The organism is Enterobacter sp. BNK-16 (assembly GCF_048684955.1).
Taxonomy (GTDB): Bacteria; Pseudomonadota; Gammaproteobacteria; order Enterobacterales; family Enterobacteriaceae; genus Enterobacter; species Enterobacter bugandensis.
This window is the reverse complement of sequence record NZ_JBLQTQ010000001.1, coordinates 2,942,647-2,962,189: the sequence shown is the minus strand read 5'-3', so window position 1 is coordinate 2,962,189 and position 19,543 is coordinate 2,942,647. Positions and strand designations below refer to the sequence as shown.

Annotated in this window: 22 protein-coding genes; 13 read left to right on the top strand and 9 right to left on the bottom strand. The window is 54.0% G+C overall.

The genetic code is table 11. The features are described 5' to 3' along the window. Positions 1-9 precede the first annotated feature (9 nt). Entirely contained in the window at positions 10-1,197 is a 1,188-nt protein-coding gene (locus ACMGGH_RS14185; RefSeq protein WP_192985964.1) for a CynX/NimT family MFS transporter, read from the top strand. 31 nt (positions 1,198-1,228) lie between these two features. On the opposite strand, the gene ACMGGH_RS14180 is transcribed toward ACMGGH_RS14185, so the two are convergent. Then, positions 1,229-1,936: a CTP synthase gene (locus ACMGGH_RS14180; protein ID WP_028012763.1), complete on the bottom strand. Its 708-nt coding sequence runs from the start codon at positions 1,934-1,936 to the stop codon at positions 1,229-1,231. 101 nt (positions 1,937-2,037) lie between these two features. Between ACMGGH_RS14180 and ACMGGH_RS14175 the strand changes: the two genes are divergently transcribed. Continuing rightward, positions 2,038-2,382 carry a DUF488 domain-containing protein gene (locus ACMGGH_RS14175; RefSeq protein ID WP_049136794.1) on the top strand — a complete coding sequence of 115 codons (345 nt, stop codon included), beginning with the start codon at positions 2,038-2,040 and terminating at the stop codon, positions 2,380-2,382. Here ACMGGH_RS14175 and ACMGGH_RS14170 read toward each other — a convergent pair whose 3' ends face one another. Both ACMGGH_RS14170 and ACMGGH_RS14165 read right to left on the bottom strand, forming a co-directional pair. Next, a complete protein-coding gene (locus ACMGGH_RS14170; protein ID WP_028012761.1) occupies positions 2,383-2,688 on the bottom strand; it encodes a hypothetical protein in 306 nt (101 codons plus the stop codon). It lies immediately after the preceding gene. A gap of 80 nt (positions 2,689-2,768) precedes the next feature. Beyond that, positions 2,769-3,023 carry a DUF333 domain-containing protein gene (locus ACMGGH_RS14165; protein ID WP_045261615.1) on the bottom strand — a complete coding sequence of 85 codons (255 nt, stop codon included), beginning with the start codon at positions 3,021-3,023 and terminating at the stop codon, positions 2,769-2,771. Positions 3,024-3,331: 308 nt separating this feature from the next. Here ACMGGH_RS14165 and ACMGGH_RS14160 point away from each other — a divergent pair, with 308 nt between their 5' ends. Together ACMGGH_RS14160 and ACMGGH_RS14155 are read left to right on the top strand one after the other, a co-directional pair. Beyond that, positions 3,332-4,351: a sensor domain-containing diguanylate cyclase gene (locus ACMGGH_RS14160; protein ID WP_045630223.1), complete on the top strand. Its 1,020-nt coding sequence runs from the start codon at positions 3,332-3,334 to the stop codon at positions 4,349-4,351. A 45-nt stretch (positions 4,352-4,396) separates the two neighbouring features. Continuing rightward, positions 4,397-4,495 (top strand): YoaK family small membrane protein, encoded by a 99-nt coding sequence (locus ACMGGH_RS14155; RefSeq protein ID WP_014883431.1) that lies wholly within the window; start codon positions 4,397-4,399, stop codon positions 4,493-4,495. A gap of 126 nt (positions 4,496-4,621) precedes the next feature. On the opposite strand, the gene ACMGGH_RS14150 is transcribed toward ACMGGH_RS14155, so the two are convergent. Continuing rightward, a complete protein-coding gene (locus ACMGGH_RS14150; protein ID WP_028012758.1) occupies positions 4,622-4,870 on the bottom strand; it encodes a GlsB/YeaQ/YmgE family stress response membrane protein in 249 nt (82 codons plus the stop codon). A 278-nt stretch (positions 4,871-5,148) separates the two neighbouring features. Beyond that, positions 5,149-6,633 (bottom strand): sensor domain-containing diguanylate cyclase, encoded by a 1,485-nt coding sequence (locus ACMGGH_RS14145; protein WP_232948098.1) that lies wholly within the window; start codon positions 6,631-6,633, stop codon positions 5,149-5,151. 172 nt (positions 6,634-6,805) lie between these two features. On the opposite strand from ACMGGH_RS14145, the gene ACMGGH_RS14140 reads away from it, so the two are divergent. Next, the gene (locus ACMGGH_RS14140) at positions 6,806-8,305 is read left to right on the top strand and encodes an EAL domain-containing protein (protein ID WP_028012756.1); all 1,500 of its coding nucleotides are present in this window, start codon (positions 6,806-6,808) and stop codon (positions 8,303-8,305) included. A gap of 1 nt (position 8,306) precedes the next feature. Here the strand turns inward: ACMGGH_RS14140 and ACMGGH_RS14135 are convergent, their stop codons facing one another. The 3 genes from ACMGGH_RS14135 to icd form a co-directional block, all read right to left on the bottom strand. Then, positions 8,307-8,552: a DUF2543 family protein gene (locus ACMGGH_RS14135; RefSeq protein WP_045261617.1), complete on the bottom strand. Its 246-nt coding sequence runs from the start codon at positions 8,550-8,552 to the stop codon at positions 8,307-8,309. Positions 8,553-8,621: 69 nt separating this feature from the next. Continuing rightward, positions 8,622-8,969 (bottom strand): DUF1304 domain-containing protein, encoded by a 348-nt coding sequence (locus tag ACMGGH_RS14130; protein WP_059356893.1) that lies wholly within the window; start codon positions 8,967-8,969, stop codon positions 8,622-8,624. Positions 8,970-9,046: 77 nt separating this feature from the next. Beyond that, the gene (gene icd / locus ACMGGH_RS14125; RefSeq protein ID WP_003857898.1) at positions 9,047-10,297 is read right to left on the bottom strand and encodes an NADP-dependent isocitrate dehydrogenase; all 1,251 of its coding nucleotides are present in this window, start codon (positions 10,295-10,297) and stop codon (positions 9,047-9,049) included. 117 nt (positions 10,298-10,414) lie between these two features. Here icd and rluE point away from each other — a divergent pair, with 117 nt between their 5' ends. The 8 genes from rluE to ACMGGH_RS14085 all read left to right on the top strand — a co-directional run bounded on the left by rluE (position 10,415) and on the right by ACMGGH_RS14085 (position 18,222). Next, on the top strand, positions 10,415-11,068 hold the full coding sequence (rluE, locus tag ACMGGH_RS14120) for a 23S rRNA pseudouridine(2457) synthase RluE (RefSeq protein WP_045630114.1): 654 nt from the start codon (positions 10,415-10,417) through the stop codon (positions 11,066-11,068). Between the two features lie 9 nt (positions 11,069-11,077). After that, on the top strand, positions 11,078-11,551 hold the full coding sequence (locus ACMGGH_RS14115; protein WP_028012752.1) for an NUDIX hydrolase: 474 nt from the start codon (positions 11,078-11,080) through the stop codon (positions 11,549-11,551). Between the two features lie 40 nt (positions 11,552-11,591). Beyond that, on the top strand, positions 11,592-12,704 hold the full coding sequence (gene mnmA, locus ACMGGH_RS14110; protein WP_028012751.1) for a tRNA 2-thiouridine(34) synthase MnmA: 1,113 nt from the start codon (positions 11,592-11,594) through the stop codon (positions 12,702-12,704). Positions 12,705-12,730: 26 nt separating this feature from the next. Then, positions 12,731-13,360 carry a high frequency lysogenization protein HflD gene (gene hflD / locus ACMGGH_RS14105; RefSeq protein ID WP_013097081.1) on the top strand — a complete coding sequence of 210 codons (630 nt, stop codon included), beginning with the start codon at positions 12,731-12,733 and terminating at the stop codon, positions 13,358-13,360. 19 nt (positions 13,361-13,379) lie between these two features. Continuing rightward, the gene (gene purB, locus ACMGGH_RS14100; protein WP_232948097.1) at positions 13,380-14,750 is read left to right on the top strand and encodes an adenylosuccinate lyase; all 1,371 of its coding nucleotides are present in this window, start codon (positions 13,380-13,382) and stop codon (positions 14,748-14,750) included. A gap of 124 nt (positions 14,751-14,874) precedes the next feature. Beyond that, positions 14,875-15,546, top strand: coding sequence for a two-component system response regulator PhoP (phoP, locus tag ACMGGH_RS14095; RefSeq protein WP_025911763.1), 672 nt, complete (start codon positions 14,875-14,877; stop codon positions 15,544-15,546). Further along, positions 15,547-17,010 (top strand): two-component system sensor histidine kinase PhoQ, encoded by a 1,464-nt coding sequence (gene phoQ / locus ACMGGH_RS14090; protein ID WP_045630113.1) that lies wholly within the window; start codon positions 15,547-15,549, stop codon positions 17,008-17,010. It abuts the gene before it with no gap. 90 nt (positions 17,011-17,100) lie between these two features. Next, entirely contained in the window at positions 17,101-18,222 is a 1,122-nt protein-coding gene (locus ACMGGH_RS14085; protein ID WP_232948096.1) for a cupin domain-containing protein, read from the top strand. A 42-nt stretch (positions 18,223-18,264) separates the two neighbouring features. Here ACMGGH_RS14085 and pepT read toward each other — a convergent pair whose 3' ends face one another. Further along, positions 18,265-19,488 (bottom strand): peptidase T, encoded by a 1,224-nt coding sequence (gene pepT, locus ACMGGH_RS14080; RefSeq protein ID WP_032644861.1) that lies wholly within the window; start codon positions 19,486-19,488, stop codon positions 18,265-18,267. Between the last annotated feature and the right edge of the window lie 55 nt (positions 19,489-19,543).

The following is a 19,543-nucleotide window of genomic DNA, read 5'->3' as shown; positions in this document are numbered from 1 at the left end:
GAGAACACAATGACTACTGCTCTTCGCACCTCAGGAAAACAGGGCGCGCTGTTAATTGCAGGCATCCTGATGATTGCCACCACGCTTCGCGTCACCTTTACCGGCGCAGCGCCGCTGCTCGATACTATTCGCCTTGATTATTGCTTAAGCACGGCGCAAACCGGTCTGCTGACCACCCTGCCCCTGCTGGCCTTTGCTCTTGTCTCCCCGCTCGCGGCGGGCGTTGCCCGGCGTATCGGCATGGAGCGCAGCCTGTTTATCGCCCTGATGCTGATTTGCATCGGGATTGCGGTTCGCTCCCTGCCTTCCGCTACCCTGCTTTTCATCGGAACGGCGGTGATTGGTTGCGGGATCGCGCTGGGGAATGTGCTGTTGCCCGGCTTAATTAAGCGTGACTTTCCGGGTCAGGTGGCAAAACTCACCGGCGCCTATTCCCTGACGATGGGTGTCTCTGCCGCGTTTGGCTCGGCGCTGATTGTTCCCCTGGCGCAGGGTAATGCGGGCTGGCACGGCGCGCTGCTGATGCTGATGGCGTTTCCGCTGGTCGCACTGCTGCTCTGGCTACCGCAGTGGCGTCAAAAACACGTCGCAACCGTAACGGGCGCAGGCGCGCTGCATAACCGCGCGATCTGGCGCTCGGCACTCGCCTGGCAGGTGACGCTCTTTCTGGGGATTAACTCGCTGATTTATTATGTCATCATCGGCTGGCTGCCGGCGATACTGCTCAGCCACGGCTTCAGCGAAGCGCAGGCCGGCTCGGTGCACGGCCTTTTACAGCTTGCCACAGCCGTGCCGGGGCTTGCCGTTCCGCTCGTCCTCCAGCGCCTGAAGGATCAGCGAACCATCGCCGGAGCGGTTGGGCTGATGTGCGCGGTTAGCGCGGCGGGTTTGTGGTTTATGCCTGAGATGGCGGTGATGTGGACGCTGGTGTTTGGCTTTGGTACCGGGGCAACGATGATCCTCGGCCTGACGTTCATCGGCCTGCGCGCCAGCTCCGCACACCAGGCGGCAGCGTTGTCCGGTATGGCACAGTCTATTGGTTATCTGCTCGCCGCCTGCGGTCCGCCGCTGATGGGTAAAATTCACGATTCGGCTGGAGACTGGCGGATCCCGCTTCTCGCCTGCGCGCTGGCCGCTGTCGTCATGGCCATCTGCGGCGTACTTGCCGGGCGCGACCGGGAAATCGCGCCCCGATAAACACGGTGGCAGACCATCGGGTCTGCCTTTTTTACCCGCGCGCCGCGCGCAGCATTGCCTGCACCAGCACCACCGGACGCCCTTCCAGCGCAGCACGCTCGTGCTGGAATAAGGTGATCACAAAGAACGGATGGGTCACCAGCTCCGCAGCGCGAATTTCCCCCTGCTCGTCCCAGCCCGTCACGCGCATATCACCGCTCTCCAGTTCCTGAGCAAACGCCGCCGATACGCCATAGTTACAGTGATAACCCTCTACGATTTCCGGCTTTCCGTAGGCCTTCGCGATCAACGTATTATTGCGCAGCTCAATGGCATCGGTTTTTTCCACCAGCGAGCAGGTCAGCGGCGCAATCACCATCGTGCCTTCGGTATCCGTCTCAGCATGTGCCGCGTCGCTCCAGCCCAGCACGTTACGGGCATACTCAATTAACGCATGCTGGAACCCACCGCAGGTGCCCAGGAACGGAATGCTGTTTTCACGCGCGTAGCGTGCGGCAATAAAGGCCGCCTCGGTATTTTTATAGGGGCTTGCGGGAACCAGCCAGATGGCATCGTAGCCCACCAGATCCTCAGAACTGGTTAATTCCGTGGTGGCAAGCCAGTCGTAATCGGCGGTGAGGTCAAGGACCGCGGCGGCGTCGTCAATGGCCAGCGGGATCGCCTTGTGTGCAATAACATCAGGATTGTAATCGCCAACCAGCGCAATGCGCAGCGTCGTTTTAACCGGGAGGTGTTCCATGAAAGGTTCCTTATGCCAGAGTATTATCAGATAACATAAGGAACCTCAGACTACCGATCTTCTGCAATTATCACAATACCTTAAATTGGGAGGGTGGAATTATGATTCAGTGCAAACGCGTCTATGAACAGGCAGGCCCGGACGATGGCTATCGGGTTCTGGTGGACAGGCTCTGGCCCCGTGGGGTGAAAAAAACGGACCTCGCGTATGACGAATGGTGTAAAACGCTCACACCATCCAGCGCGTTACGCAAGGACTTTCATAGCGAAGCGATTGATTTCGCGGCCTTCACTAAAGCCTACAAGGAAGAGCTGGCGCAGCATAAGGACGAAGGAGAGCGTCTGGCGGCGCTGGCGAAAAAGCAGACCGTAACCCTGCTCTACGGCGCGAAGGACACGAAGCAGAATCACGCTCTGGTCTTAGCCGACTGGCTGCGCCATCTGTGATCAGCCGACCGTCAGCTCATCCTGAATTTGCGGAGCTTCGTCCGGGGTGAGCGGCATCAGGTGTTCGGCGCGAACAAACGCAAAGCCGTGCTGATTGTCAAAGGCGTAGACGTCTCCCGTCACCAGCCAGAGCGCGCGGTCCGCGCTTGCGGGTAACTGCGTCATCACGCCGTTGACCGGGTTAACGAAACGCTGGCCGGGTTGGCAAAGACCAAATAGCTCCACAGATTTACCAATATTGCGACGGCCTGACGCCGTGCGGGCACCGACGATCATCGCCACGCTGCCCGGTTTAAGCTGAAACATACTTCTCTCGCGGTAACGGTAGCCAGAAATTGGCTAAGAATAATCCTAAAGAGAAGTGTATCGCAGCTACTGTCCCTCTGTCACCTGGCAGGTTGCGGATGATCGCGACGATAGAGCGTCCATTCGTCGATCACTTCGCCACCGGGCAGCTTGCACTCGGTGCGGACCCCCTGCGGGCTTTGAATTGGGACCTGTTCCCCGCCCTTTTCCAGGCAGTAAACGGAAGCCGGGTTCGCCATGCCCACGGCGTGCGGCGGTTTCGGGGCATCGGGTGGGGTTGTTTTTGCGGTGCAGGCAACCAGGGGAAGCGCCAGCGCCAGTAGCAGAAATCTCATCTTGTTGATCCTTTTGACATCATCATTGGCTAAGGGTAACGGCTTGTCGCCGCTTTCTCCATGATTTCTCCATTCTAACTGCACTTTTCAACGCTACAGTCTGGCATGTTCTCACTTTGACCAGAGAACATCATTCCGTAATCAAGATGTCTTTGCCCCGTTCTCAACAACGGGGCTTTTTTTCCCGCCTGCTGCCTACCTCTCCATATATTAAATTTTCTATATTCATGTTTTACTATGCCGGAAGCCTAAAAATTCAGCATAACATGCAGATGCAGACGTCTTCTGCCTGGGAGTCATTCTACGTCATGTCGGATCTTATCCTCGCTCGCGTTTCAGAAACCCTTGCCACCGAGCAATCCCTTGAAAGCCTCGTTCGTCAGCTGCTGGAGATGCTGGAAATCGTCACCGACATGGAGTCGACGTATCTGACGAAGGTGGATATAACAGCCCGGCTGCAGCACATCCTCTATGCCCGAAACAGCAAGCAGATGACTATCCCGGAAGGGTTAAGCGTGCCATGGGATGAAACGCTGTGTAAGCGCGCGCTGGATAGCGACACATTATTCAGTAACGATGTCCCCGAGCGTTGGCCGGAGTGTGAAGCGGCGAAAGCACTCGGCATTACCACTTACATGAGCATCCCCGTTCATCTTGCCGATGGCTCGCTTTACGGTACGCTCTGCGCCACCAGCACGGCAAAAAAACCGCTCAGCGCGCGCGGCGAGCAGATGTTAAAACTCTTCGCCGGGTTAATTAGTCAGTACATTCAGAAAGAGTCTCTGGTGACCCAGCTCCGTGAAGCCAACGCGGCGCTTATCGCCCACTCCTACACAGATGCCCTTACAGGGTTACCCAACCGTCGCGCCATTTTTGAGGATCTGACCACCCTGTTTTCGCTGGCGCGGCATCTGAAACGTAACGCCATCATTGCCTTTATCGATCTGGATGATTTTAAACTGATTAACGATCGATACGGGCATGAAGCAGGCGACCAGTTCCTGATTGAAGTGGGCAAGCGTTTGACCGCAGAAAAACAGCAGGACGATATCATCGGCCGGCTGGGCGGCGATGAGTTTCTGGTGGCCACTCTGAGCAACGTCGAGAATGAGGAGCAAATCCACCTTCTCAGAACGCGCCTCAGCGCCCGAATTGCGGGGGAATACTGGCTGGGTAGCATCAGCATCATTTATCCTGGCGCCAGCCTCGGCGTTATCGAAGTGGATCCCGGCGTAACCGATCCGGACAGTGCGTTACGTGCCGCGGATATCGCGATGTATCAGGATAAGAAAGGAAAAAGCAAAACAGGCTTTCTCGCGATGGATTAACCCCGTACACTCTACGGCGTTATAAAAACCGAAACAGGTGATGATATGAGAATAGGGATCCTCTTCCCGGTCGTTATTTTTATAACGGCGGTGGTATTTCTGGCGTGGTTTTTTGTCGGTGGTTACGCTGCTCCGGGGGCATAAATGAGAAAAACCACCCTCATTATGTTGATCGTTGCCGTCGTGGCGTTTGCCGGCACGCAGTTTGGCTGGTGGTAAACCCGTTACGTAAAAAGGCCGCCATATGGCAGCCTTTTTAACGCTTCAGTATTAGCTTTTGATCTTTCTGTAGATAAACAGCACAACCAGCGCGCCGATCACCGCGACCGCGAAACTGCCGAAGTTAAAGCCATCGACTTTACCAAAACCGAACAGCGTACTGATCCAACCGCCGACTACCGCGCCGACAATACCCAGTATTATGGTGACGATAAACCCACCGCCATCTTTGCCCGGCATGATCCACTTCGCCAGAATACCCGCAATAAGCCCAAAGATAATCCAGGATAAAATACCCATAACTTTCCTCTCTGTATGGTTTTTGTCATTAAATCAACGACACAAAAAGGATAGCACAGGATCTGAGAAAGGAAATTTGTGATAAGCCTCACAGAGAGAGTCTGCGCATTTCTTCATCAACATGCCCTTCCACAAGAACTGTGGGGTTGCATCTTTTATTGAGAAAGATTATCTTTCTCAACACTGAATAGTTGAGAAAAACACTCAGGTATTCAGTACGACATTGCTCACATTGCTTCCAGTATTTCTTGCCCACTCATGAGTGGGCTTTTTTTTGATCAAGCCCCAACGAAAGCGTGCCGGTTGCGCCCGCCGCGTTTTGCCTGATAGAGCGCCTGGTCGGCAGCATTAATAATATTCTGCTGGCTACCCGCGATGTTGACAGCACGCGCACTGGAGACCCCTACGCTTACCGTGACCCGCCCGAAGGGGCTAAATGCGTGTTCAATTTGCTGAGAGAAAACATAGCAAATAATCGTCTGCGCAAGGCGGAGCGCCTCCTGGATATCCGTTTCAGGCAAAATCAGCGCAAACTCCTCCCCTCCATAGCGCGCCACAATCTGGTTGTCGCGGGTGAGACTTTCCCTCAGGCAGTTTCCCAGCAACGCCAGGCATCTGTCCCCTTCCGGATGACCGTAGTTATCGTTGTACTTTTTGAAGTAGTCCACATCCACAAGGAGCAGCGAAACCGGCGCGTCCTTTGCCGCACACGCCGCAATTTCCGAGACGATTTTTTCATCAAAGATGCGCCTGTTATAAAGCCCTGTCAGCGCATCCTCCGAGGCAATAATCTTTAGCGCTTTGTTATCCCGTGCTTTTCTGGATAAGTCGGAATAGAGGAAACAGGACGCCACGATGAGCGTCGCGGTAAACACCAAAATAAGTGCGGCAAGCTGAATCGCCTGCTTGCGCCACGGTGAAAGGGCTTCATCAATGCTTACCGCTACCGTCGTAACCAGTCCGTAGCGCCTGTTTTTCTCATAGGCATAAATGCGTTCGATTTTATCAAACCTGGAGACAGAGCTGGCTATCCCTGTATTTTGTACCTTGAGGTATTTTCTGAAGAGAGGTGAGTCAGAAAAAATCGTACCGATATAGTTATTTTTAAAGGGATAACGAATCAGTAAAACGCCTGCTTGCGTCGTTAAACCAATAACGCCCGCGTGACCAATATTAATTTGTCCATAAAGCGCCAGAAAATTTTCGATACCCAGCGTCACCACCACAACACCGTTAAATGCACCGGTGTGGGTTTCAAGGCGTCGGCTAAGAGTAATAACCCATTTACCATTGGTTCTGCTTATCACCGGCTCACCAATATAAATCTGCTGACTTTTATTTTCCTTGTGATAAACAAAAAATGCCCTGTCCGCGCCATTATGGGGGCCCGCAAAATTTTTGTGCAATGCAGTGAAGATATCCCCATGCGCATCATAGACAACCACATTATTAATCTGAGTAAGAAGATTATCCTGATTGCTTATCATTCGCTGAATATTGATCGCCTGTTGCGGGGTCATACCATAAATTTCGATTGTGTCGGAAACGGTGGTAATCAACATTTCACTTTGGCGAATGATCCCTTCCGTGTAGACGTTAAGGGTATGGCTCAGGTTGGCAACGCTGGTATTGATTTGCTGGATTGACTGCTGTCGGGACGTGGCAATCTGGACGGCAAGCGACAATGAAACAATCAATGAGACAATGATGACGGTAATGGTTGTTGTGTAAAAAGTATTTTTCACATGCACGAGCTTTTCCACCTTATCACGCCTGGCATCCCTGGCTGACAACTCTTGTCACTGTAACAAAGCTCAGGTTAAGAGGAAAACAAATTGCACTTAAGCATAACGGCTGCCGTTATTATCAGGCTTGTAGCTTGCACTGCCTGTGATAAGATTTGAGAGATGAGGGAGCGGACAGGGTATCTGGAAAATGAAAAAGATCATTGCCGTTACTATCGTTTCAGCGTTTCTGGTCTTCCTGTCTCTTTTTGCGGTTAATGCAGTTATCGGGAGCCAGCAGAAAAGCAAACAGCTTGAGATTTCCCGAACCCTTTTACAGCATTCAGAAAGTCTGACCCAGAGCATGGCGCAGACGCTCAAAAACCTGACCACACAGGGATGCGACAGAGACAGCCTCGATCGCTACCGGCAGGTCAAGCTCGAAAGCCGCTATGTCGCTGACGTCGGTTTTATTGAAAAGGGAAAAATAGTCTGTACCGCTTTTTGGGGTAAACTCGTTAATCCTGTCCCGCTTCCTGAAGAGCTCCATGAAACGCCCAGAGGATTTCTCCTCGCGCAATTTTCGAGAAAGGATTTTTTTACCGGCAATGCGGCCATCTATAATAATCACATTATCTTCACCTCCCGCTATGCTTACGATAAATTCACCCCGGTTACGGAGAGCTATTCTCTGAGCACCACCACCAGGGACTTAAGCAGAACGTTTTTTTCGGCTACGCCTGAATTAAACCAGCAGAGCGAACTGAATTCCTCCTTGTTTACCCTGACCCTCACCCGGTGCAGCACCACGTGGGATTTGTGCGTCATTGTTAAGCATCACAACGCGGGACTGGCCTCGTTATCTCCCGTTGTATTTATCGTTCTCGCGGTCATTTTATGTTTTATCTGGATTGCGATAACGCTCTTTTTCTTTCGACTCAACGAGGACCGGTTCTCCCTGGAGCGGACGCTGGTCAAAGCTGTTATCACTAATACCATCGGCGTTCATTACCAGCCCATTGTTCGGATTGAGGATAAAAAAATTGTAGGTGTGGAGGTCTTGTCGAGATGGCGTGACGCAAGATACGGTGACGTCTCCCCGGAACTGTTTATTCCATTAATCAAAAAAATTGGCCTGTATAAAAATTACTATATTAATATTCTCCAAAAATCCCTTTCGGATATCGCGCCACTTATTATTAAATATCATCTGGTTGTTTCGCTCAATGTTGGCCGAACGGAAATTGAAGACGGACAGTTTATCAGCATTTTGCGCCGTAGCTGTTTAGCTAATAACATTCCGCTCTCTCTGATCAAAATCGAGCTTTCTGAAAAAGCCATTTCAACTGGGAATATTCTGGAAGATTTCTGCAAGGATTTAAAAAACCTTGGCGTGAGAATATCCATTGATGACTTCGGGGTGCAAAACTCAAACCTGGCAAGGCTTTCGCTGCTTGAATATGATGAGATCAAAATCGACAAGTCGCTGGTCGATGGCATCAGTGAACATTACAAGCAGAACATTTTTGTCATCTTTAGCGACGCCCTCGCAAAACTGAATAAAACGCTTGTTTTCGAAGGCGTAGAGAGCGAAATACAGTATCGCTTTATTGCTGAAAGATACCCCGAGGCGCTGATTCAGGGATGGTATTTCTCAAAATCCGTCACCCGAAGCGAGCTTGCGAAGCGACTCGCTGGGATCGCGCGGTAGGTTACTCGTTTCCCCACTGATTGAGAAAGTTCGCAATATCATCAATACGATCGGCACGAACCCCGGCTTCACGCGCCATCTCCTGCTGAGCTTCCTCATCGATCTCCTCATTATTCGACAAACGCGTGAGAAGCAGCTGGAAATAATGCGCCAGCGAATCCTGCTCTGACTCACTCACGGGCTTTGTGGCTTCCGTCGCGTACTCTTCGACGATGTCATAATACTTCAGTGGGATTTCGTTATTCATAACAGCGTTAACCTTTGAGGGTGAAGCCACAAGTATATCCGACGACGTACGGTTAACCAACGCGTTGCGTCAGATAAGCAGGGCAAGCAGGGCTGCAAGAGCAGGTATGGCCTGAACGTACAGTATCTTTCGGCTGGCGGTCGCTGCGCCAAAGAGTCCGGCAATCAACACGCAGGTCAGGAAGAAGATGGCCAAAGATATACCCTTTTCACCAAGCCAGAGGCTCCAGAGCAGACCCGCAGCCAGAAAACCATTATACAGCCCCTGATTCGCGGCCAGCACGCGGGTGTCGCGCGCAAAATCGGGACGCAGATTAAAGGCCTTGTGCCCCGTTCTGGTGTTCCACAGGAACATTTCCAGCACAAGAATGTAGATATGGATGAATGCAACGACAGCGATAAGAACAGTAGCGAGCATCGTGTTATTTCCTGCAGGCAGAAGCAAAAAAAACGGGAACCCTCAGGCCCCCGCTCTCGTTTAACCCAGAATCTGGATTACATGTTCGCGATAATCGCGTCGCCAAACTCTGAGCATTTCAGCAGCTTAGCGCCTTCCATCAGACGTTCGAAATCGTACGTTACGGTTTTCGCGTTGATCGCGCCTTCCATACCTTTGACGATCAGGTCTGCGGCTTCGAACCATTCCATATGACGCAGCATCATCTCTGCGGAGAGGATGATAGAGCCTGGGTTCACTTTGTCCTGGCCTGCGTATTTTGGTGCAGTACCGTGGGTTGCTTCGAACAGGGCGCACTCGTCGCCGATGTTCGCGCCAGGGGCGATACCGATACCGCCAACCTGTGCCGCCAGGGCGTCAGAAATGTAGTCACCGTTCAGGTTCATACAGGCGATCACATCGTATTCAGCAGGACGCAGCAGGATCTGCTGCAGGAACGCATCGGCGATCACATCTTTAATGATGATCTCTTTGCCGGTGTTCGGGTTCTTGATCTTCTGCCACGGGCCGCCGTCGATCAGCTCACCGCCGAACTCTTCGGTCGCCAGCTGGTAGCCCCAGTCTTTGAACGCGCCTTCGGTGAACTTCATGATGTTGCCCTTGTGAACCAGGGTCACAGAATCACGGTCGTTGGTGATCGCGTATTCGATGGCCGCACGCACCAGGCGCTTGGTGCCTTCTTCAGAGCACGGCTTAATGCCGATACCGCAGTGCTCAGGGAAGCGAATTTTCTTCACGCCCATCTCTTCGCGCAGGAATTTAATCACTTTTTCTGCATCAGCAGAGTCCGCTTTCCACTCGATGCCCGCGTAGATGTCTTCTGAGTTTTCGCGGAAGATAACCATGTCGGTCAGTTCAGGGTGCTTAACCGGGCTTGGGGTGCCCTGATAGTAACGAACCGGACGCAGACACACGTACAGGTCCAGTTCCTGACGCAGCGCCACGTTCAGGGAACGGATGCCGCCGCCGACCGGAGTGGTCAGTGGGCCTTTAATAGCAACGCGGTAGTCGCGGATCAGGTCCAGCGTTTCTGCTGGCAGCCAGACGTCCTGGCCATAAACTTGCGTTGATTTCTCACCGGTGTAAATTTCCATCCAGGAAATTTTACGCTCGCCTTTGTAGGCTTTCTCAACAGCGGCATCAACCACTTTCAGCATTGCCGGGGTAACGTCTACACCGATACCGTCGCCTTCGATGAACGGAATAATCGGATTGTGAGGAACGTTAATCTTGCCGTTTTGCAGGGTGATCTTTTTACCTTCCGCCGGAACAACTACTTTGCTTTCCATTAACCTCTCCTTCGAGCGCTTCTGGTTGTTACTGATCTTATGTTAATAAATTGTAATGAGCCCTTCGATAGTACCTGATTGTCCTGCGCCATGAAAGGTCTTCGTTATTAGGCTATAATGCGGCAATTGATAACGCCTGAAAATACCATGAAGAAAACTTCTTTTACAAAACACCGGGTTGAGCGATTCAGCTCGCGACAAGCCGCCAGACGACCGCAAGAAACCCAGCCAAAGCGGGTTATTCTGTTCAATAAACCCTACGATGTTTTGCCGCAGTTTACCGATGAGGCCGGACGCAGCACGCTCAAGGATTACATCCCTGTTCAGGGCGTCTACGCCGCCGGTCGCCTGGACCGGGACAGCGAAGGACTTTTGGTCCTAACCAACGACGGCGCCCTACAGGCAAAGCTTACACAACCGGGCAAACGCACCGGCAAAATTTACTTTGTGCAGGTTGAAGGCGAGCCGGACGAAGAGACGCTGGCGAAACTGCGCAGCGGGGTGACGCTGAACGACGGTCCCACCCTGCCCGCCGGTGTTGAACGCGTGAATGAGCCGGAGTGGCTGTGGCCGCGTAACCCGCCCATTCGCGAGCGCAAATCCATCCCGACAAGCTGGCTCAAAATCACCCTGTATGAAGGCCGCAACCGCCAGGTGAGGCGAATGACCGCGCACGTCGGCTTCCCTACCCTACGTCTGATTCGCTACGCCATGGGCAGCTACACGCTGGATACGCTGGCAAACGGCGAATGGCGCGACGCTGCCCCTTAAGGAGAAACGATGTTTAAACCTCATGTTACGGTCGCCTGCGTGGTGCACGCGCAGGGAAAATTCCTCGTTGTGGAAGAGAGCATCAACGGCAGGGCGCTGTGGAATCAGCCTGCCGGGCATCTTGAAGCCAATGAAACGTTGCTGCAGGCCGCGAAGCGCGAGCTCTGGGAAGAGACCGGCATTCGCGCTGAGCCCCAGCACTTCATTCGCATGCACCAGTGGATTGCGCCCGACAGCACCCCATTCCTGCGCTTTTTATTCGCCGTTGAGCTTAGCGAAACGTGCGCCACAGAACCGCATGATGACGATATCGATCGCTGCCTGTGGGTCACCGCCGAGGAGATCCTGAACGCGCCAAACCTGCGCTCGCCGCTGGTTGCGGAAAGCATCCGCTGCTGGCAGTCAGGCGCACGCCTGCCGCTGGGTGTCATCGGAGAATTTAACTGGCCGTTTACAGAGGGTGTCAACGGTGGGGGGGCGTGATAGAATACGCCGCCTTGAAGTTCAATGTCGTGAGTATTCCATGTCAGATAACAGCCAGAAAAAAGTGATCGTCGGCATGTCCGGCGGTGTCGATTCCTCCGTTTCCGCCTACCTGTTGCAGCAACAGGGCTATAAGGTGGAGGGCCTGTTCATGAAGAACTGGGAGGAAGACGATGGCGAGGAATACTGCACTGCCGCAGCGGATCTCGCCGACGCGCAGGCCGTATGCGACAAGCTCGGCATTGAACTGCACACCGTTAACTTTGCCGCAGAATACTGGGACAACGTCTTTGAACTGTTCCTGGAAGAGTACAAAGCGGGCCGTACCCCGAACCCGGATATTCTGTGCAACAAAGAGATCAAATTTAAGGCCTTCCTGGAATTCGCCGCGGAAGATCTGGGCGCTGACTACATTGCGACCGGTCACTACGTGCGTCGTGCGGACGTGAATGGCAAAAGCCAGCTGCTGCGCGGCCTCGACGGCAATAAAGACCAGAGCTACTTCCTTTATACGCTGAGCCACGAACAGATTGCGCAAAGCCTGTTCCCGGTCGGCGAACTGGAAAAGCCGGAAGTGCGTAAAATTGCCGAAGAGCTGGACCTGATCACCGCGAAGAAAAAAGACTCCACCGGTATCTGCTTTATCGGCGAACGCAAATTCCGTGATTTCCTGGGCCGCTACCTGCCTGCACAGCCAGGTAAAATTGTCACCGTTGATGGCGACGAGATTGGTCAGCATCAGGGGCTGATGTACCACACCTTAGGCCAGCGTAAAGGCCTGGGTATTGGTGGGACGAAAGAAGGCAGCGAAGATCCGTGGTACGTGGTCGATAAAGACGTCGAAAACAATATTCTGGTGGTGGCTCAGGGTCACGACCACCCGCGTCTGATGTCCGTTGGCCTTATCGCACAGCAGTTGCACTGGGTCGATCGCGAGCCCCTGAAAGGCACGCTGCGCTGCACGGTGAAAACGCGCTACCGCCAGACCGATATTCCTTGCACCATCACCGCGCTTGATGACGACCGTATTGACGTCCGTTTCGACGAGCCGGTCGCCGCCGTTACCCCGGGCCAGTCTGCTGTCTTCTACAGCGGCGAAATCTGCCTGGGCGGCGGGATCATTGAACAGCGCCTGCCGCTGCCCGCTGTTTAACCGATTGCACACATAAAGGAGACCGTGTGGCGAAGAATTATTATGACATCACCCTGGCGCTGGCAGGAATTTGCCAGTCTGCTCGTCTGGTGCAACAGCTGGCGCATCAGGGTCACTGTGACGCTGATGCCCTGCACGTTTCGCTCAACAGCGTTATCGACCTCAACCCCGGTTCAACCCTGGGCGTGTTCGGCGGCAGCGAAACCAATCTTCGTCTCGGTCTTGAAACCCTGCTTGGCGTGCTTAACGCCAGTAGCCGTCAGGGGTTAAACGCGGAACTGACCCGCTACACCTTAAGCCTGATGGTGCTTGAGCGTAAGCTGAGCGCGGCAAAAGGCGCGCTCAATACCCTGGGCGATCGCATCGCCGGCCTACAGCGTCAGCTCGACCATTTTGACCTGCAGTCTGAAACGCTGCTGAGCGCCATGGCGGGCATTTACGTTGACGTCATCAGCCCGCTGGGCCCGCGCATTCAGGTCACCGGCTCCCCTGCCGTACTGCAAAGCCCGCAGGTGCAGGCGAAGGTCCGCGCTTCCCTGCTGGCTGGGATCCGCGCCGCCGTGCTGTGGCATCAGGTTGGCGGTGGCCGCCTGCAGTTAATGTTTTCTCGTAATCGCCTGACTACTCAGGCAAAACAAATTCTTGCTCATTGTTAACCTCCCGGAGTTGCGAATTATGGAATTATCCTCACTGACCGCCGTATCCCCTGTCGATGGACGCTACGGCGATAAAGTCAGCGCGCTGCGCGGGATCTTCAGCGAATATGGTTTGCTGAAGTTCCGTGTTCAGGTTGAAGTACGCTGGCTGCAGAAGCTGGCCGCCCAGGCAGCAATCAAGGAAGTTCCTGCTTTTGACGAAAAGGCAAACGATTACCTTGATAAAATCGTTGCTGAGTTTAGCGAAGAAGATGCCGCGCGCATTAAGACCATTGAACGCACCACCAACCACGACGTGAAAGCGGTTGAGTATTTCCTGAAAGAGAAAGTGGAAAGCGTCCCGGCCCTGCATGCGGTATCCGAGTTCATTCACTTCGCCTGTACGTCCGAAGATATCAATAACCTGTCTCACGCGCTGATGCTCTCCACCGCGCGTAAAGAAGTGGTGCTGCCTTACTGGCGTAAAATCATCGACGCGGTGAAAGCGCTGTCCGTGGAATACCGTCACATTCCGCTGCTTTCCCGTACTCACGGCCAGCCAGCCACCCCATCCACGATGGGTAAAGAGATGGCGAACGTGGCGTACCGTATGGAGCGCCAATACCGTCAGCTGGAGCAGGTTGAAATTCTGGGTAAAATTAACGGCGCGGTCGGTAACTACAATGCCCACATTGCCGCTTACCCGGAAGTGGACTGGCATCAGTTCAGCGAAGAGTTCGTGACCTCTCTGGGGATCCAGTGGAACCCGTACACCACCCAGATTGAGCCGCACGACTACATTGCAGAGCTGTTTGACTGCATCGCGCGCTTCAACACCATCCTGATCGACTTCGATCGCGACGTGTGGGGCTACATCGCGCTGAACCACTTCAAGCAGAAGACCATCGCCGGGGAAATTGGCTCCTCCACCATGCCGCACAAAGTGAACCCAATCGACTTCGAAAACTCCGAAGGCAACCTGGGCCTGGCGAATGCCGTGCTGCAGCATATGGCGAGCAAGCTGCCGGTTTCCCGCTGGCAGCGCGACCTGACCGATTCCACCGTGCTGCGTAACCTGGGCGTGGGCATTGGCTACGCGCTGATCGCGTATCAGTCCACCCTGAAGGGCGTGAGCAAGCTCGAAGTGAACCGTGACCGTCTTCTGGACGAGCTGGATCACAACTGGGAAGTATTGGCAGAGCCGATTCAGACCGTGATGCGCCGCTACGGTATCGAAAAACCGTACGAGAAGCTGAAAGAGCTGACACGCGGTAAACGCGTCGATGCCGAAGGCATGAAACAGTTTATCGACGGTCTGGCACTGCCGGAAGAAGAGAAAACCCGCCTGAAGGCCATGACTCCGGCGAATTACATTGGCCGCGCCATCACTATGGTTGATGAGCTGAAGTAACGTTCCTTCCCCCCCTTTCCGCCCGGAAAGGGGGTTGCTTTTCCCCGGTTTACTGAATGTTTATCCCCACAGCAACATAATCAGCGTTAAACTATTCATACTATTTATTCTGGGAGAAAAGATGATGCGCGTACTGGTTGTTGAGGATAACGCATTGCTACGCCACCACCTGAAGGTTCAGCTTCAGGAGATGGGACATCAGGTGGATGATGCTGAAGATGCAAAAGAAGCCGATTATTATCTCAATGAACACCTGCCGGACATCGCCATTGTCGATTTAGGCCTGCCTGATGAAGACGGCCTGTCGTTAATTCGTCGCTGGCGCAGCCATGACGTTTCCCTGCCGGTTCTGGTTCTCACCGCCCGCGAAGGCTGGCAGGACAAAGTTGAAGTGCTCAGCGCCGGTGCGGATGATTACGTCACCAAACCGTTTCACATTGAAGAAGTGGCGGCGCGCATGCAGGCGCTGTTACGCCGCAACAGCGGGCTGGCTTCACAGGTTATCTCCATTCCGCCTTTCCAGGTGGATCTCTCCCGTCGCGAGCTGTCGATTAACGATGAAGTGATCAAGCTCACCGCGTTCGAATACACCATTATGGAAACGCTGATCCGTAACAGCGGAAAAGTAGTGAGCAAAGACTCCTTGATGCTCCAACTCTACCCTGACGCTGAGCTGCGCGAGAGTCACACCATAGACGTGCTGATGGGCCGTTTGCGTAAGAAAATTCAGGCGCAGTATCCGCAGGACGTGATTACGACCGTCCGCGGCCAGGGCTACCTGTTCGAATTACGCTAAATGAGACGGATTTTGCGCCACATTCTGCCCCTCTCGCTGCGGGTTCGTTTTTTACTGGCAACGGCCGCGGTGGTGCTGGTGCTGTCGCTCTCCTACGGTCTGGTCGCCCTGGTGGGCTACAGCGTCAGCTTCGATAAAACGACCTTTCGACTGTTACGCGGCGAAAGTAATCTGTTTTATACCCTGGCCACATGGGAAGACAACCACATCACCGTTGAAATGCCAGAGAACCTGGATCAACAGAGTCCTACTTTAGCCTTGATTTACAATGAAAAGGGAAAGTTGCTTTGGGCGCAACGCGATATTCCGTGGCTGGCGAAAAGCATTCGTCCGGAGTGGCTCAAAACCAACGGGTTTCATGAGATAGAAGCCGATCTCAATACCACCAGCACGCTGATTCGCGAAGATCGCTCGATGCAGCAAAAGCTCAATGAAATCCGGGCTGACGATGCCGAGACGGAAATGACGCACTCGGTGGCGATCAATATCTACCCGGCGACCATGAACATGCCGCAGTTAACTATTGTGGTGATCGACACCATTCCGGTTGAGCTAAAACGTTCCTATAAGGTCTGGGGCTGGTTCGTTTATGTTCTGGCAGCAAACCTGCTGCTGGTGATCCCGCTGCTTTGGGTGGCGGCGTGGTGGAGCTTGCGCCCTATTGAGTCCCTGGCGCGAGAGGTGCGCGAGCTTGAGGAACATCATCGTGAAAAGCTCAATCCGGAAACCACCCGTGAGCTGACCAGTCTGGTGCGTAACCTCAATCGCCTGCTGAAAAGCGAGCGTGAACGCTATGATAAGTACCGTACGACCCTGACCGACCTCACCCACAGCCTGAAAACGCCGCTGGCCGTAATGCAAAGCACCCTGCGTTCCATGCGCAGCTCAAGGCTGAGCGTCGACGATGCCGAGCCGGTGATGCTGGAACAAATCAGCCGAATCTCGCAGCAAATTGGCTACTATCTGCACCGCGCCAGCATGCGTTCCGGCAGCGCGCTCCTGAGCCGCGAACTGCACCCGGTGGCCCCGCTGCTGGATAATCTCACGTCCGCACTTAACAAGGTGTATCAGCGTAAAGGGGTCAACATCAGCCTCGATATTTCGCCTGAAATTAGCTTTGTTGGCGAAAAAAATGACTTTATGGAAGTGATGGGCAACCTGCTGGATAACGCCTGTAAATACTGCCTGGAGTTTGTTGAAGTATCGGCGCGCCAGACGGATAACGAGTTACACATTATCGTTGAGGATGATGGCCCCGGGATCCCGCTTAATAAACGTGATGTGGTGTTCGATCGCGGTCAGCGAGCGGATACGCTGCGCCCCGGTCAGGGCGTGGGTTTAGCCGTCGCCCGCGAGATTGTCGACCAGTATGACGGAAAAATCGAAACCAGCGAAAGCTTGCTCGGCGGGGCCAGAATGGAAGTGATTTTTGGTCGTCAGCAGCCCACATCGGACGATAGTTAACCCGTTATGTGAAAAATGCGAGGATCTCGCAGCCGGGGGGCTGAGCTTCCGTTATAATCCGAGTCAGTAAGAGCCTGCGGATAAAAAAATATGGATTATCACTTAACACTTAACTGGCCCGAGTTTATTGAACGTTACTGGCAAAAGCGCCCGGTGGTTCTGAAACGCGGGTTCAGCAACTTTGTCGACCCTATCTCACCTGACGAGCTGGCCGGTCTGGCCATGGAAAACGAAGTCGACAGCCGTCTGGTCAGCCACCAGGACGGGAAATGGCAGGTCAGCCACGGTCCTTTCGAAAGCTACGATCATCTCGGCGAAAGCAACTGGTCGCTGCTGGTGCAGGCGGTTAACCACTGGCACGAGCCGACTGCCGCGCTAATGCGCCCGTTCCGCGCCCTGCCCGACTGGCGAATGGACGATCTGATGATCTCCTTTTCCGTACCTGGCGGCGGCGTGGGTCCGCATCTGGACCAGTACGACGTGTTTATCATTCAGGGCACGGGCCGCCGCCGCTGGCGCGTGGGCGAAAAAGTGCCGATGAAGCAGCACTGCCCGCACCCGGATCTGCTTCAGGTGGATCCGTTCGAAGGCATTATCGACGAAGAGCTGGAGCCAGGCGATATTCTCTACATTCCGCCAGGATTCCCTCACGAAGGTTACTCCCTGGAGAACTCGCTGAACTACTCTGTCGGGTTCCGTGCGCCAAGCGGCCGCGAAATGATCAGCGGCTTTGCCGACTATGTCCTGCAGCGCGAGCTGGGAAGCTATCGCTACAGCGATCCGGATGTGCCTGCGCGCGAGCATCCGGCAGACATCGTGCCAGAAGAGCTGGATAAGCTGCGCGGCATGATGCTGGATCTGATCAACCAGCCGGAACATTTCAGGCAGTGGTTTGGCGAATTTATTAGCCAGTCACGTCACGAGCTGGACGTTGCACCGCCGGAGCCGCCGTATCAGGCAGATGAGATCTATGATGCGCTGCAGCAGGGTGACAAGCTGGTTCGTCTGGGCGGATTACGCGTGCTGCGCATTGGTGAAGAGGTCTTCGTCAACGGTGAGAAGCTCGACTCCCCGCACCGCCCGGCACTGGAAGCCATTGCCAGCCATATGATACTGACTGCAGAAACCTTTGGCGACGCGCTGGAAGACCCATCCTTCCTCGCGATGCTGGCCGCGCTGGTCAACAGCGGGTACTGGTTCTTTGAGGACTGAGTTGTGATAATGCCCGGTGGCGCTGCGCCACCGGGCTTTTTCTTACCGCTTCGCGGTTAACTCGGCTATCCGCACAATCACCTTCACCGCCTTTTCCATCCCTTCCAGCGTCACAAACTCATGCTTGCCGTGGTAGTTATAGCCACCGGTAAACAGGTTTGGGCACGGTAGCCCCATAAATGAGAGCTGCGAGCCGTCAGTGCCGCCTCGAATCGGTTTTAAGACCGGTTCAATATCGCAGTCTCGCATCGCCTGCTGGGCGATATCCAGAATGTGCGGATGGGCCATCACCTTGTCGCGCATATTGTAATAGCTGTCTTCAATGATCAGCTCAATATAGCAGTCAGGATGCAATCCCTTCCCAACCTTCTTGGCGATCTCCATCATTTTGCGCTTGCGCGCCTCAAAAGCTTTACGGTCAAAATCGCGGATGATGTAGTGCATCTGCGCGCTGTCCACGGTGCCTTTGATGCTGGTGAGGTGATAAAAGCCCTCGTACCCCTCTGTCTGTTCAGGGCTCTCTTCCGCCGGGACTTCCGCATGAATACGCGACGCCAGCGACAGCGCGTTCACCATCACCCCTTTGGCAGACCCTGGGTGAACGTTGTTTCCGACAATTTTTATGGTCACCGACGCCGCGTTGAAGTTTTCATACTCCAGCTCGCCCACGCCACCGCCGTCGACGGTATACGCCCACTGCGCGTTAAAAGCGTCCACGTCGAAGTGCTTCGCGCCCTTACCTACCTCTTCATCTGGGGTAAAAGCAACGCGGATGTCCCCGTGCGGGATGTTTTTACCTTTCAGCACCGCCAGCGCCGTCATGATTTCCGCGATGCCCGCCTTGTCATCCGCCCCAAGCAGCGTTTTGCCGTCGGTGGTGATCAGCGTCTGCCCGAGCAGCTGGTGCAGCACGGGGAACATCACCGGAGAGAGCACTTCGTCGCCAATCCCCAGCGCGATATCACCGCCGCGGTAGTTTTCCACGATCTGCGGGTTCACGTGTTTGCCGCTAAAATCAGGTGAGGTATCGACATGAGAAATAAAGCCAATCGCCGGAATATCACCCGGCACATTCGCCGGCAGCGTTCCCATCACAGTGCCTTTTTCGCTTAACGTGACGTTGACCAGCCCCATGGCCTCAAGCTGCTCTTTAAGCAGGTTTAACAACTTCCACTGGCCTTCGGTGCTTGGCACCTGGCGGACACCCGGCTTAGATTGGGTATCCAGCGAAACATACTGTAAAAAACGCTCAAGTAATTTATCCATGCAGTCACCCTCACTTTTTGTGACAACATTATCAGTAAGCATCAAAACGCAAATA